Source organism: Arthrobacter sp. D3-16 (assembly GCF_054408515.1).
In genome coordinates this window covers 1,113,692-1,127,231 of record NZ_CP096437.1, presented here as the reverse complement: position 1 = coordinate 1,127,231, position 13,540 = coordinate 1,113,692, and the positions used below count along the sequence as shown (strand labels likewise).

At 65.0% G+C, this 13,540-nt stretch carries 12 protein-coding genes; 6 read left to right on the top strand and 6 right to left on the bottom strand.

The features are described 5' to 3' along the window. Window positions 1–5: 5 nt before the first annotated feature. Complete coding sequence (locus M1D32_RS05425) at window positions 6–698, top strand: class I SAM-dependent methyltransferase (RefSeq protein WP_458781311.1); 693 nt, start codon at window positions 6–8, stop codon at window positions 696–698. A gap of 49 nt (window positions 699–747) precedes the next feature. Here the strand turns inward: M1D32_RS05425 and M1D32_RS05420 are convergent, their stop codons facing one another. The 3 genes from M1D32_RS05420 to M1D32_RS05410 form a co-directional block, all read right to left on the bottom strand. Beyond that, window positions 748–1,665 (bottom strand): LssY C-terminal domain-containing protein, encoded by a 918-nt coding sequence (locus M1D32_RS05420; protein WP_458781310.1) that lies wholly within the window; start codon window positions 1,663–1,665, stop codon window positions 748–750. Between the two features lie 95 nt (window positions 1,666–1,760). Further along, window positions 1,761–2,462 (bottom strand): esterase/lipase family protein, encoded by a 702-nt coding sequence (locus tag M1D32_RS05415; RefSeq protein ID WP_458781309.1) that lies wholly within the window; start codon window positions 2,460–2,462, stop codon window positions 1,761–1,763. Between the two features lie 20 nt (window positions 2,463–2,482). Next, a complete protein-coding gene (locus M1D32_RS05410; protein ID WP_458781308.1) occupies window positions 2,483–3,700 on the bottom strand; it encodes an MFS transporter in 1,218 nt (405 codons plus the stop codon). Between the two features lie 134 nt (window positions 3,701–3,834). Between M1D32_RS05410 and M1D32_RS05405 the strand changes: the two genes are divergently transcribed. Both M1D32_RS05405 and M1D32_RS05400 read left to right on the top strand, forming a co-directional pair. Further along, entirely contained in the window at window positions 3,835–4,179 is a 345-nt protein-coding gene (locus tag M1D32_RS05405) for a thioredoxin domain-containing protein (RefSeq protein WP_458781307.1), read from the top strand. A 244-nt stretch (window positions 4,180–4,423) separates the two neighbouring features. Further along, entirely contained in the window at window positions 4,424–4,750 is a 327-nt protein-coding gene (locus M1D32_RS05400) for a hypothetical protein (RefSeq protein ID WP_458781306.1), read from the top strand. Window positions 4,751–4,894: 144 nt separating this feature from the next. Here M1D32_RS05400 and M1D32_RS05395 read toward each other — a convergent pair whose 3' ends face one another. Beyond that, window positions 4,895–6,664 carry a sensor domain-containing protein gene (locus M1D32_RS05395; protein ID WP_458781305.1) on the bottom strand — a complete coding sequence of 590 codons (1,770 nt, stop codon included), beginning with the start codon at window positions 6,662–6,664 and terminating at the stop codon, window positions 4,895–4,897. Then, window positions 6,661–7,308 carry an alpha/beta fold hydrolase gene (locus M1D32_RS05390; RefSeq protein ID WP_458781304.1) on the bottom strand — a complete coding sequence of 216 codons (648 nt, stop codon included), beginning with the start codon at window positions 7,306–7,308 and terminating at the stop codon, window positions 6,661–6,663. Before M1D32_RS05390 ends, M1D32_RS05395 begins: the two co-directional genes overlap by 4 nt. A gap of 254 nt (window positions 7,309–7,562) precedes the next feature. Here M1D32_RS05390 and M1D32_RS05385 point away from each other — a divergent pair, with 254 nt between their 5' ends. The 3 genes from M1D32_RS05385 to M1D32_RS05375 are packed head-to-tail and all read left to right on the top strand — an operon-like array spanning window position 7,563 to window position 11,375. Continuing rightward, a complete protein-coding gene (locus tag M1D32_RS05385) occupies window positions 7,563–8,627 on the top strand; it encodes an iron ABC transporter substrate-binding protein (RefSeq protein ID WP_458781303.1) in 1,065 nt (354 codons plus the stop codon). A gap of 4 nt (window positions 8,628–8,631) precedes the next feature. After that, window positions 8,632–10,221: an ABC transporter permease gene (locus tag M1D32_RS05380; RefSeq protein ID WP_458781302.1), complete on the top strand. Its 1,590-nt coding sequence runs from the start codon at window positions 8,632–8,634 to the stop codon at window positions 10,219–10,221. Then, complete coding sequence (locus M1D32_RS05375; RefSeq protein ID WP_458781301.1) at window positions 10,218–11,375, top strand: ABC transporter ATP-binding protein; 1,158 nt, start codon at window positions 10,218–10,220, stop codon at window positions 11,373–11,375. Before M1D32_RS05380 ends, M1D32_RS05375 begins: the two co-directional genes overlap by 4 nt. A gap of 44 nt (window positions 11,376–11,419) precedes the next feature. On the opposite strand, the gene M1D32_RS05370 is transcribed toward M1D32_RS05375, so the two are convergent. Continuing rightward, on the bottom strand, window positions 11,420–13,450 hold the full coding sequence (locus M1D32_RS05370) for a multicopper oxidase family protein (protein WP_458781300.1): 2,031 nt from the start codon (window positions 13,448–13,450) through the stop codon (window positions 11,420–11,422). Between the last annotated feature and the right edge of the window lie 90 nt (window positions 13,451–13,540).

Below are 13,540 nucleotides of genomic sequence, written 5' to 3'. Positions count from 1 at the left end.
ACTGTATGACCGGCGCCGGCAGGCAGGAACAAGGACCCTCCGGCGAAAGCGGGCCGCCGGACCTGCAGCACCCCCGCTTCGCCCGCGCCTACGCCCGGGCCGTGGAGGAGATGAACCGCCGCGGCGGCACGGAACACCGCCGAACCATCCTTGCAGGCCTGAGCGGGACCGTCATCGAAATCGGTGCCGGTAACGGCTCGGCCTTCGCCCTTTACCCGGAAGCGGTCACCCAGGTCCTGGCCATCGAACCGGACGACTATCTCCGCAACCTCGCCCAGGCCAGCGCGGCCTCCGCACGGGTGCCCATAACGGTTCTGGCCGGCGCCGCCGAACAGATTCCCGCGGAGGATGCCAGCGCGGACGCGGTGGTGGCCAGCCTCGTCCTGTGCAGCGTGCCAAACCAGGCCACTGCCCTCGCTGAAATCCGCCGGGTCCTGCGCCCCGGAGGGACGCTCGCCTTTTACGAGCACGTCCGGTCCGGCAACGGCCTCCTGGCCGCAGCCGAAGACCTGCTCACCCCGGCCTGGCAGCGGATGGCCGGCGGCTGCCATCCCAACCGGGACACGCTCCGGGCCATCACCGCGGCGGGATTCACGGTGCAGTCCAGCCGGCGGTTCGGCTTCTCGGCAGGTCCGTTGGCCCCTCCCGTCGCGCACATCCTGGGCACAGCCACCAGTCCCGGCCCCGGCGACGCTTGACGGCCTGCGCGCTCATAAATTCCACGAGACCCCTCCGGCAAGCGACTGCCTAGGAGGCCGGGGAACCGGCCCGGCGCAGCCGGTGCGGCGGGTGCAGGTCGATGATCGGCAGGTGCCCGTCGGTGCGGATGGCGTCGCCGCCGCCGTTGCGGTGGTGGTAGCCGCTGGAGTAGTGGAGGATCACGTGCACGGACTCAACCGCGTTGGCCGAGCGAAGGGTCTCAATGATGAAGTCGCGTTCCTCGTCCGTACGGTCGGCGATCTTGTGCGTGATCTGGAACGTGAACAGGGAAAGGCCGACGCTTCGGTCGTAGGTCCCTGCCCCCACCCAGTCCACCGCCAGCCCGCCGGGCAGCATCCAGCCGGCCGGGCACTTCCAGAACCGGACGTGGTGGCGCTTGCGGGGATTCCCGTCGATTTCCCGCTGGAACGCAAGGTCCTGCTTGTTGCCGAACACATACAGCGAGCTGACCGGGGCCTGCGGGTAGCTGCGCCCCAGGACAGTCGAGGTCAGGGTCCGCCAGGCGGTGGCCGGGGTAATGGGATCGGCTTCCACCCAACCCGCCTTCCGCATCGCCTGGCGAAGCTCCTCCTCGGGCCCCACTACGGCGAGGTTCACGGGGTCGCCCAGTACGCCGTCGCCCGTCCTGGTCCGCCCGATGAAGTAGTCCGGTATGTACAGGCTGCTGAGGATCTTGTGGATGCGCGGCAGCAGCGCGTAGGCCAGGATCAGCCAGACCGGCAGGAACACCCACGCCTGCTCCGGTCCGCGCGAAAGCCGTGCGAGCAGGAAGTAGTAGACAGCCCAGCCCACGGCAATGGTCACCACGAGGTAGAGCAGCCGCTGCAGGACAGCGAGGACGGTGGCCCACCTGCTTTGCCGGCGCTCCACCGCGCTGCTGGAACGCGAGTGGTCCGGCTCTTCCGGAAGGGCCCGCTTTCGGCCGGCGTCGCCAGTGGACGTCACAGTGCTTCTCCTTTCGGTCGCCAACCCACTGACCAGCCTAAAAGGTGCAGCCGGAAGCCTGCACCTCCCGCCGGCGGGATCAACGGAAACCCGGTTCACGCCGGAAGGTTCAATTGCTCCACGATGATCCGCGACGTTTCAGAATGCCCCAGGATCCGAAAGTGCCCGGCCGTGGGCAGCTCGATGTTGGTGGCACCCGGCAGGACACTGCCCTCGGGAATATGCGGATCGAACGGCCCGTAGATGGAGGTGATGCGGCTGTTGATGGTTTCCTCACGGGCCAGCTGGAGGGTCAGCGCGTTGCGCGGGGAAAAGATCCGCAGGCTGGGCAGCAGCATGTACTTGGCGTAACGCGACCCGGAAAACGGGGTGCACACCGCGATCATCCGCTCAATCCGGTGCTCCGGATCCAGGTTCAGCATCGCGTACTTTCCGATGAGCCCGCCTTTGCTGTGCGCCACGATGGCAGCGTCCCGCAGGCCCGCCTCCTCCAGGTGCTGAGCCACGAGCCTGGCGGCAGCGGGGACGTCCAGGCTGTTCCGCTGCAGCACGGTTACGACGTGGACGGGATGGCCGGCGTCGTGGATGCACTGGATGAGGGGCAGCATAAACTGCCAGTTTTCATACACGCCGGGGATGATCACTACGGGTGCCCGGTGGCCTTGGTGGAAGGAGCCGGGCTGCACGCGGGAGAGGACGCCGCGTACCTGCCAGACGCCGGCATAGAGATAGTCCTGCAGCCACCACATGCCTTTTTGCAGCCCGCTGATTCGAGTGGGCGTGCCCGTTTCACTCATCTGTTGAGGATAGCGCCCCGTCAGTAGTTCCGCCGGTGCTTGAGCCGGGGAATCACGACGGCGAACACGGCCGCCGCCGCGAACCCCAGTACGCCCGTGGCTGAGATCCCGGCGCCAAGGGTTGCCAGGGCCGTCACCGCGGAGAGCAGGACAGGCCCGCCGGTGGAGCCGGCGTCAGCCATGAACCGCCAAAGCCCCAGGAACTGGCCGCGGCCCCGGTCCGGGGAGAAGTCCGCGCCCAGCGTCATCACCAGCCCGGAACTGATCCCGTTGCCGAACCCGATCAACAGTGCCGCCAGCAGAAGCCCAACAAAGGACCCCGTGAGCGGAATCAGCAGCAGCGCGGTGCCCATCAGCAGGGTGGACGGGACGGCAACAAACTGGCGGCCTTTCCGGTCCATGAGCTTGCCGGCCGGATAAAACACCAGCATGTCGATGGCCCCGGAGAGCCCGTAAATCAGGGAGGCCGACGTCGCGTCCATGCCCAGGTGGTCGGCCCACAGCGGGATGACCACCTGGCGGGACGAGCGCAGCGCGCTGAGCAGCAGGATCCCGACGCCCACGCTCAGGAAGACGCCGGCGTGGGAAACCGCCACACTGCGGAGGGTGGGCTCCGGGCCGGCACTCCCGCCGTCGTGCGTATCCGCCAACTCGAGGTCCGGGATGGTGAGGGACAGCAGCGCTGCGGCGGCCATCGCCACTACACCCACCCAGTACGCCCCGCCGATGCCGGAAAACTGCATCACGGCCGCGCCCAGGAAGGGGCCAATGAACACGCCAATCCGGTTCACACCGCCCAGCGTGGAAAGCGCCCGCGCCCTGAAGGCCACGGGAACGGCCTCGGTAAGATACTTTTGCCGCGCCAGTCCGAACACCGCGCCGGACATTCCGACGACGGCCATCGCAGCCGCGAGCAGCCACAGTCCGTTGGGGACCAGGGAGGACAACCCGGCTGCGGCCAGCGCCAGCCCCGCCGCCGTGGCGGCGCCCACGATGGCCCAGCGTTCGCCGAATTTGAGGGTCACCAGCGATGCGGGCAGGTTGAAAGACCACGAGCCCAGCCCGATCAGCGTGACGATCAGTGCCGCGACGGCAACGGAGGCACCAAGGTCGCGGGCGCTGAGCGCCACTACCGGAAGGATTGCTCCCGTCCCGATTCCGTACAGCAGAGTGGGACCGAAAGCGGCCACCGCGATGGCACGCAGGCTGAAGGGCTGGGAGTCGTCCGGGGAAGTCATCAGATTTATCCTAGGGTGGCCTGCTGCGGGGAAATGAAAGGCAAACATTTGGGGGTCACAAAACCCTTGCGAAGGACTACCGTTTGCCTTATGGGGTGCTGATTCGCGCCCACTGCCAAAGGGGAGGTTTTTCCATGGGTGAAGTGTGGATCCGTACGCTCGGCAACGGGCTGGTCCGGGCAGACAGGGTCACCGAAATTTCAACAACCCGGGGATCCCTCCATGAGGACCAGGGGTATTCGCTCAAGGTCATCGTGGACGGTAAAGGCCATGCCCTGATTGACGACGGCGACCTTCAGGGAACCTTGGCCGAGCGGCTCGAATACGCGCGGCACCTTGAGGACGCGCTCTTGCTCGCCATGGATGAGGCGCGGGAGAGGGACACCTCCGTGGTCATCTCCTATGAGCCGGAGCGTGAGCGCTGGTCGTCGGCTCCGGTGTCGGCGTTAACCGGAAGACTTCCTGAAGCGGTGGGCTGAGCCCATTTGGTCGGGTAGCTCGACGGCGGCGCGTGGCGGCTTGAGCGGCCGGTACTTCCAGGCTGCCTGCACCGTTCACCGTGCTGCACCCCAACGCGTCACAGGATTAGCATGAACATTCGCTGTAATAAATACGTAACTGTTGCGTGGGTCACATTCGCCCCTTACTCTGGATAAGGCTTAAGAAACAGGCCATAGCAAGAAGCTGCAGCGTCGCAGCCAATGCCGGGGAAGGCTTTACAACTTGAATTCCAAGCTCAACATCGTTGTCCGTGTAGACCTCGACCACGCCAAGGCTCTGGTGATTGCAAAGGGGCATATCACCGTCCACAGCGTGAACGCGCTTTATGTAGTAGTTAAGCGGGCCAATTCCTTGAAGGAAGGCCTTGACCTGAAGCTGGACATCAGCCACGCAAGGGTTGATGAAGAAGCCCTGGAGATGCTCCATACGGCTTCCGAAACGCATCACCTGCCAGCCAGGATCGATCCGCAGCAGGCACCTTGTACCATCAGCGTCCTGGCACCGCGCCGGGAGCACGCACCCGCAAGGCGCGCACTGATCGCGGCCTAAAAGCTTTGCAGGCAAGGCACCCGAAGCGCCCACCATCGGGCCAGGATGCCAGCCCCAGACATTTTCTTCCTGATTTTCCACAAACTTTGAGTGCAGCTGTATCCGAATAGACGGGTAGCTGCACTCTTAGTTTGCGGGAACGCTTCAAGCGGAGACCGGTTCACCGCCCCCGTGTGCGTCCAGCCATTCCTTGAGGAGCGGGGCGGGCAGCGGGCGGGCGAAGTGGTATCCCTGGGCGAGGTCACAGCCCATGGCCTTGAGCGCCCGAACCTGGCCGGAGGTTTCCACCCCTTCGGCCACGGCCCGGATACCTACCGCGTGCGCCAGGTCGATGCAGCTGCCCACAATGGCGGAATCACCGGAATCCGACCCCAGGCCGTTGATAAATGACCTGTCGATTTTCAGTTCGTCGATGGGAAACTTCTTCAGGTACGTCAGGCTCGAGTAGCCCGTACCGAAGTCGTCAACAGCCAGGCCTACGCCCAGTTGCTTAAGGGCCTTGAGTGATTCGAGGGCGGTGGCGGGGTCCGCCATAAGGGCCGTCTCGGTAATTTCCAGCAGCAGGAGTGCGGGGTCGATGTTCCGGAGCCGGAGGCCGGCTTCCACCATCGGAACCAGTTCGGGATCATTGAGCTGGCGGGCGGAGAGATTGACGGCGAACTCAAGGCCGGCGCCGCGGGGGCCCTCCCGGCGCCAATGGTCGGCCTGTTTGAGCGTTTCGCCCAGGACCCACGCGCCCAGCTGCCGCACCAGTCCGGATTCCTCGGCCATCGTGATGAACTCCGAAGGCGGCAGCAGTCCACGGGTGGGGTGCTGCCACCTGACCAACGCCTCCACGCCCCGGGTGCGCCCGGTGCGGAGGTCTATCTGGGGCTGGTAGTGAACCCGAAGGGCCCCTTGCCTGATTCCACGCCGGAGCTCGCCCAGCGCGCGGAGCCGGTCCACCGTGGGATCCGTCTCCGCGGGCTCATGCAGTTCCCAGCGGCTGCGCCCCAGTTCCTTGGCCCGGTACATGGCGATATCGGCGCGGCGGATGAGGTCTTCAAGGGTTTCCCCGTCATCCGCAGCCGCGGCCACTCCAATGCTTGCGGACGTGACGATTTCCAGTCCTTCAATCTGCATCGGTGCCTTGAGGACATCCAGGAGACCGGCAGCGAGCGCAGTGGCTTCCGCCGGGTTGGCAAAGGCACCCACCACAACGAACTCGTCGCCGGAAAGCCGGGCCACGGTGTGTGTTCCTGCAGCCAATGACGTCAGGCGCTGCGCGACGGAGACCAACAGCTCGTCCCCCGCGGCGTGCCCCAGGCTGTCGTTGACGGCCTTGAAATGGTCGAGGTCCAGAAACAGGACCGCCAGCCTGCGGGTTCCGGCGGTGCCGCCGGCGGGAAGTTGGTCCAGCCCCACCTTCAGCCCCGCCCTGTTGGGCAGTCCGGTGAGCGCGTCGTGCAGCGCGAGGCGGTGCAGTTCCTTTTCCGCCTCGGCACGCCGGGCCTCGGATTCTTCCGCGGAGCGAAGGGCCGCCACCAGCTCCCTCTCGTACATCCGGCGTTCGTGGGCGCTGAAGATGATCACCCGGACGACGGCGGGCTCCCCGCCGGAAGCCGGGGAACGTGACGCCGAGAGCAGCGCCGCCCGGCGCTGGCCGTCGGCGCCGATGATTTCGACAGCTATTTCCGACACGGCGCCGGTGATTCCCAGCTTTGGAATGCAGTGGGTTGAGTACAGGATCTGGTCACCCACCGGCATCAGGGACTGCAGGTTGGACCCGAGAAGGTGGGCCCGGCTGTACCCCGCCCAGCTCACGAAGGTGTCGTTGACCGCGGTGATGCGGCCGCCGTCGTCCGTCAGCAGGTAGCCGCACGGCGCCTGGTTGAACAGCGCCTCGAAGCCGCCCGGGTCCGAGGTGCCTGTCACGGGCGGGAAGCGAGATAGTGCAGGATGGCGCCGGCTGTAGCCTCCGGTGCGCTGACGTGCGGGCAGTGGCCCGTGGCCTGCAGGTGCACCAGGGAACTGCGTTCCAGGTGCTCGTGCACGTAGGTTCCTACCCCCAGCGGCGCGAGCAGATCATTGGAACACTGCAGGATCAGGCTGTCCGTTGGCACCTTTTCCAGCAGGCCGCGTGTATCTGAAAGGAAGGTGACGCGGGCAAGGTGCCGGGCGATGGAGGGATTCGTCCGGCAGAAGCTGCTCCGGAGTTCCTCGGAGAGTTCCGGAGTCTCCGGATTGGCCATGGCCATCGGAGCCAGCGCTTCAGCCCAGGCGAAATAGTTGCTGTCCAGGGAGGCGAGCAGGCCCTCGATGTCCTCCTGCGAGAACCCGCCCACGTAGCCCTCCGCAGGGTCATTGGTGTAGCGCGGGGACGGGGCCACCAGGATCAGCCGGGAGAACCGCTCCGGGTCCCGCGCTGCAGCAATCACCGCAATCATCGCGCTGACGCTGTCCTGGTCGCACCCGTAACTATGGGCAAACATCATCACCGGCCCGTCAGCCCGCCCGGACGCCGTGACGTTGTTCCGCCGGATCACCGTGGAAACCGCTGCGGTTGCTGCTTCGACCATGTTTGCTGCCCTCTGCCCAGGGTGACCTTGTCCTGCATCAGATACTAACGGCGGGGGGACGCGGAATCCTAGGACCAACTGAGCAACATTAGGGCACGCAACAGTTCCGTAATTCATGTGATGCTGATCACTTAAAGCGCTTTCCCGCTTCTACCTTAGGTTTGCCTACCCTACAGTTCCTCGGGTGGGCATCTTTCCCCAAGGCCCACCAGGACCCCGGTCCGCCCCACTCTTCCCCAGAAAGCAGTGCCTCAATGAAGATTCGCAACAGCGCACTGGCGGGCATCGCACTCGCCGCCAGCGCCGCACTCAGCCTGTCGGCCTGCGCCGGCCCGGCCACGCCAGCCGCCACTGGTTCATCCTCCGCGTCCGCCTCCGCTGAAGCAGTTTCGGGTGAAATCACTGTTTACAACGCCCAGCACGAAAGCCTGACCAAGGAATGGATCGATGCCTTCACGGCGGAGACCGGCGTCAAGGTGACCATGCGGCAGGGTTCGGACACGGAACTGTCCAACCAGATCATTCAGGAAGGCGCGGCATCCCCCGCTGACGTCTTCCTCACCGAGAACTCCCCCGCAATGACGCAGGTGGAGAACGCGGATCTTTTCGCTGACGTGGACACAGCCACCACCGAGCAGGTGCCTGAGGAATTCCGGCCCTCCACCGGCAAGTGGACCGGCATCGCTGCCCGCTCCACGGTCCTGGTCTACGACAAGGCCAAGCTGACCGAGGACCAACTGCCCAAGTCCATGCTGGATCTTGCCAACCCCGAGTGGAAGGGCAAGTGGGCAGCTTCGCCGTCCGGCGCGGACTTCCAGGCCATCGTCTCTGCGCTTCTCGAGCTCAAGGGCGAGGCTGCCACCAAAGAGTGGCTGGCGGGCATGAAGGAAAACTTCAAGGCCTACAAGGGCAACAGCACCGCCATGAAGGCAGTCAACGCCGGTGAAGTGGATGCCGCGCTGATTTACCACTACTACTACTACGGCGACCAGGCCAAGACCGGCGAGAACTCCAAGAACGTCACCCCGTACTACTTCAAAAACCAGGATCCAGGCGCTTTCGTCTCCGTTTCGGGCGGCGGTGTGCTGAAGACTTCCAAGAATGAGGCGGCAGCGCAGGCATTCCTGAAGTTCATCACCGGCAAGAAGGGCCAGGAAGTCCTGAAGGAGGGCACCTCCTTCGAGTACGCCATCGCTTCTGATGTCCCCGCCAACGAGAAGCTGGTTCCGATCGCTGACCTGCAGGCTCCCACTGTGGACCCGGCGAAGCTGAACTCCGAGAAGGTCACCGAGCTGATGACCACGGCAGGACTCCTCTAATTTCGTGACTCCTGATCTATCGGCTCCCCCTCACGGGAGCTCGACGACGGCGGGCCGGGGCAGCAGCCCCCGCCCGCCTTTCGGCGTTTCAGCAGTGTCCATCCTGGCGGTGCTGATCGCCCTCTTTTCCCTCGTGCCCCTGGGGTACGTGGTGTACATGACGGTGGCCACCGGGTGGGACACCGCCATCGAACTCATCTTCCGGCCGCGTGTGCTCGAACTGCTGCTGAACACCCTCCTGTTGACGGCCTTCACCGTCCCGCTCTGCCTTCTCCTCGGCGTGGCAGGCGCCTGGCTGGTTGAACGGACCGGCCTGCGCGGGGCCAGGATCTGGGCTGTCCTGCTGGCCGCCCCGCTGGCAATACCCGCGTTCGTGAACAGCTACGGCTGGGTTTCGGCCGTCCCTTCCCTCGGCGGGCTGGGTTCCGGAGTACTCATCGCCACGCTCTCCTATTTCCCGCTGGTGTACATTCCCGCCTCCGCCACGCTGAGCCGGCTGGATCCGGCCATTGAACAGTCGGCAGCGGCGCTGGGGCTGGGCGCCTGGCGGACATTCTTCCGGGTAGTGCTCCCCCAGCTTCGGATCGCCATGACGGGCGGGGCCCTCCTGGTGGCGCTTCACCTGCTGGCCGAATACGGTGCGTTCGCGATGATCCGCTTCGACACTTTCACCACCGCAATCATGGTCCAGTACCAGTCCACGTTCAACGGCGCTGCCGGGAACATGCTCGCCAGCGTCCTGGTGTTCTTCTGCCTCCTCCTGCTGCTGGCCGAAGTACGGAGCCGCGGGACGGCCAGGTACGCCCGCATCGGTTCGGGCGCCCAGGCGAAGGCCCTGCGGCTGCCGTTGCGTTCCTATCAGGTCCCGGCCCAGCTCTTCCTGCTGGCACTCACGGCTTTGGCCTTCGGGCTTCCCCTGTTCTTCGTGCTGCGCTGGACCGTGGCGGGAGGGACAGACATCTGGGCTGCGGACGAATTCCTGCCCGCCCTGCTGACTACCCTCGGCTACGGCCTGACGGGAGCCTTGGCCACCACCGTGGTGGCATTTCCCCTTGCCTACCTTGCAGTCCGCCACCCCGGCTGGTTCAGCAAATCCCTGGAGCTCTCCAACTACGTCACCAGTTCTCTGCCGGGAATTGTGGTGGGCCTGGCCTTTGTTACTGTCAGCATCCGGCTGGTTCCCGGGATCTACCAAACGGCCGGGGTGCTGGTGGCGGCCTATGTCCTGCTGTTCCTCCCCCGGGCCCTGGTGAACCTGCGGGCGGGGCTGGCCCAGGCGCCCAAGGAACTCGACGAGGCCGCACAGGCACTCGGTAAGCCGCCGCTGCTCTCCTTCATCCGGGTCACCCTGCGGCTGACGGCACCCGCGGCAGCAGGCGGAGCGGCCCTCGTATTCCTCGCCATCGCCAACGAACTCACGGCCACCCTGCTCCTGTCCCCCAACGGAACCCGTACGCTGGCCACCGAGTTCTGGAGCAAGAGCAGCGAGATCGACTATGCGGGAGCGGCCCCCTATGCGCTCCTGATGATCCTGCTCTCCGCCCCCATGACCTACCTCCTTTTCCAGCAGTCCAAGAAAGTAGCCGGCCAGTGACCGAACAATCCCCTCCCCGGCTGCCGGAACCGCGGATCGCCCCGTCGGTGGCACCGTCCACCAACAGCCACCTGGAGATCACGGAAGTCACGCGCAATTTCGGCACTCAGGCCGTCCTGAAGGGCGTTAACCTCTCCGTCGCCAAGGGCGGAACCACGGCCATCGTTGGCCCCTCCGGCTCCGGCAAAACCACCCTGCTGCGGCTGATTGCGGGGTTTGAGCAGCCGGCAACCGGCAACATCTCGCTCAACGGGAAAAAAGTGGCGGGCGATGGGGCGTGGGTTCCCGCGCATAAACGGCATATTGGGTACGTGGCCCAGGACGGCGCCCTCTTCCCGCACCTCACTGTGGCCAAAAACGTGGCCTTCGGACTGGACCAGGCCAACCTTGCCGGCGGACGGCGGGGCGTGGCGGACCGGGTCCGCGAACTCCTCGAGATGGTCTCGCTTGATCCGGACATGGCAAAGAGGCGCCCTCATCAGCTCTCCGGTGGCCAGCAGCAGCGTGTGGCCCTGGCCCGGGCCCTTGCCCGCGAACCGGAACTGATGCTCCTGGACGAGCCATTCTCCGCGCTGGATGCCGGCCTCCGCGTAGCCACCCGCAGGGCTGTGGCCAAGGTCCTGAACCAAGCGGGCGTCACCACCATCCTGGTGACGCACGACCAGGCGGAAGCACTTTCCTTCGCCGATCAGGTAGCGGTGATGCGCGGCGGGAAACTGGCGCAGATCGGCAACCCGTTTGTGGTGTACACCCGCCCCGCAGACCGTGCCACCGCCGAGTTCCTCGGTGATGCCGTGATCCTGGACGCCTGGATGGAAGGTTCCCTGGCAACGTGTTCCCTGGGCGGCATCCCTGTCCGCCGTCCGCCGGCCCAAGGCCGGGTTCAGCTGATGCTTCGGCCCGAACAAATCCGGATCGCCGAGGACGGCCCCATCCGCGGAGTAGTGGTGGAGACGGACTATTTCGGCCCTGAAACCACCGTGCGGCTCAAGCTTGCGGTTCCGCCCGAACTGGCCAGCCGCGCCGACCACCGCTATCCGGGCGGCGGCGAGATCATTACCATCCGGCACTGGAACGCCTCCCTGGCCCGGCCGGGAATGGAGCTTTGCCTGCGTGTGGTGGGCGAAGGCGTGGCTTTCCCCTCCGACTCCTGACGGGCCGGAGGGGGCCATCTCAGCGGTTCCAGTGAAACAGGACTTCAGTCCCTGCGCACCTGGCTCGTGGCCATTCCCCCGCGGCTGGATTCGGCCCTTACGGATGTGACCTGTTGACGCGGGCCAGGCTTGGCCTGCAGGGACCAACTGCCAAGGGAGTTGATGGAGACGGTGCCCAGCAGGGTTTCAGCACGTCCGGGCGTGATGTCATAGACCTTCACCGAAGCTGAACCGGACGGGACGGCCCCGCCGATCCTGGAGGTTCCCGCGAACTCCATGTCCTTATTCAGGCGGTGCCGCGCGGTGGTGATGGTGAGGACCTCTGCCTGCGCCGTCGGTGTTGCTGTCGCCGTCGGCTCTGCCGGGGCAGTGGTGGCCGCATTCGTTGGTTCGGCAGTCGCTGTTGCGCTGGTGGTTGGTTCAGGAGTTTCCGGTGTGGGCGCGTCCGAGGGTTCGTCCACCGGTTCCTCCACCCGTGCAACCTGGTCAATCGGATGCGGCCGCGAGGCCTCGATGGGATGGTTGGGGTCGGCTTCGTTCGGGTCGATGCCCACGCTGAACTGGGCCATCATGTCGTGATCCTCATGGGGGAGGTTGTGGCAGTGGATCATGTACCGGCCACGGTGGTGCTCAAACTTCATGAGCAGCCGCACTGTCTCGCCTTCGCCGACGTACACCACGTCCTTGGGCCCGCGTTCGTAGTTGAAGGGTGCCCTCCCGTTGCGGCTGAGGATCTGGAAGTCCACGAGGTGGATGTGCACCGGATGGAACCATCCCCCGGAGCTGTTCTCGATGGTCCAGATCTCCACATCGTCCAGATCCGGATCCGCCAGGACTTTCCGGTAGCCGCTCTCGACCACTTCGTCCCACGTCATGCCGCCGAAGGTCCAGATATCGTTGTCCCGCTTCACGCGCATGTGCCGGTTCTTCACGGACTGGGAGGGCGTCAGGCTCATCGGGGTGCTCGGTGTGAGCAGTGTCGGCATCACCTTTGCGGCCGGTCCGGACGTATCCACCGGTTCATCCGTCACGTCAAAGGCCATGACCCTGCCGGTGTTGTCGTAGTCCACATTGTTGTCATTGGACAAGTTGCGCAGTTCCACCCGTTTTCCAGCGGGGTACTTGGAGAAGTCGATGAGGACTTCGTAGCGCTCCGCACCGCTGTGGCGCCATGATGTTACCTGCTGGGCAGCAGGCATCAGGCCGCCGTCCGTGGCGACCATGGTCACGGGGTCCCCGGTGCTGAGGGAGAAACGGTAGGAGCGCGAGATTGAAGCATTGAGGATCCGGAAGCGGTAGATCCGCCGCTGGACCTTCATGACCGGCCAAGGGGCGCCGTTCACCAGGATGACATCACCCCACAGGCCGGAGTGGGTGTTGTCGTCATAGGCCAGGGAGCCGTTGGCGGCGAACATGGCGTCGGAAACGGTCAAGGGCACGTCGAACTTGCCTTGGGGAAGCAGGCTTCGTTCAACGTTGTCGTGCAGGTGATAGTGGCCCGCCAGTCCGGAATAGACACTTTGCGAAGTGTTGTGGACAGCATGGTCGTGGTACCAGAGAGTCCGGGCCGGCTGGAAATTGGGGTACTCGTAGTCCTTGCAGTAGCCGAGCCCGGTCAGATCGTTGGCATACCCGTCGAACTGCGGCAGTGAGGCTGAACCGTGCAGGTGGGTGGACGTATCGAGCCGGTACCCCCACTGCGGATGGAGCAGCGGCAGCACGTTGTCCATCATCAAGGTGATGCGTTCGCCTTGGTCCACCTTGATGGTTGGTCCAGGGAATGTCCCGTTATAGCCAAGGATGGGCGTGCTCAGCCCGGGAACGATATTCGCCGAGCTGAGTTTCTGCTGGATGCGGTAGTGGTGCCTTGTGGAGCCGTCGGCGTCCACAGTGGTTTGGTGCGGCCGAAGGACCTCAGGGATAGTCAAAGCCCGCTGGTAGGGCTTGGGCATGTTGCGGGGATCCAAGCGGCTCGCGGACTTGGCGTCGACCGATTGCAACGGGACGGCAAGCCCAAAGGCGCCGATGATTCCGATACCACCTATTTGCATTGCCTGCCGGCGTGAAATGGACATGCCTAAAGAGTGGAGGAACCACGGTGCGAAAAAGTTGGGGAAATCTGGGGACCCGTGATGCCAAGGATTTCCCAAGCGGCCCACGCCAAG

Bases quoted from the DNA above. Each gene is read 5' to 3' on its own strand.
- M1D32_RS05415 (WP_458781309.1), bottom strand. From the start codon at position 2,462: ATGAGTGAAACGGGCACGCCCACTCGAATCAGCGGGCTGCAAAAAGGC.
- M1D32_RS05390 (WP_458781304.1), bottom strand. From the start codon at position 7,308: ATGGTCGAAGCAGCAACCGCAGCGGTTTCCACGGTGATCCGGCGGAAC.
- M1D32_RS05405 (WP_458781307.1), top strand. From the start codon at position 3,835: ATGGGTGAAGTGTGGATCCGTACGCTCGGCAACGGGCTGGTCCGGGCA.
- M1D32_RS05425 (WP_458781311.1), top strand. From the start codon at position 6: ATGACCGGCGCCGGCAGGCAGGAACAAGGACCCTCCGGCGAAAGCGGG.
- M1D32_RS05370 (WP_458781300.1), bottom strand. From the start codon at position 13,450: ATGTCCATTTCACGCCGGCAGGCAATGCAAATAGGTGGTATCGGAATC.
- M1D32_RS05410 (WP_458781308.1), bottom strand. From the start codon at position 3,700: ATGACTTCCCCGGACGACTCCCAGCCCTTCAGCCTGCGTGCCATCGCG.
- M1D32_RS05385 (WP_458781303.1), top strand. From the start codon at position 7,563: ATGAAGATTCGCAACAGCGCACTGGCGGGCATCGCACTCGCCGCCAGC.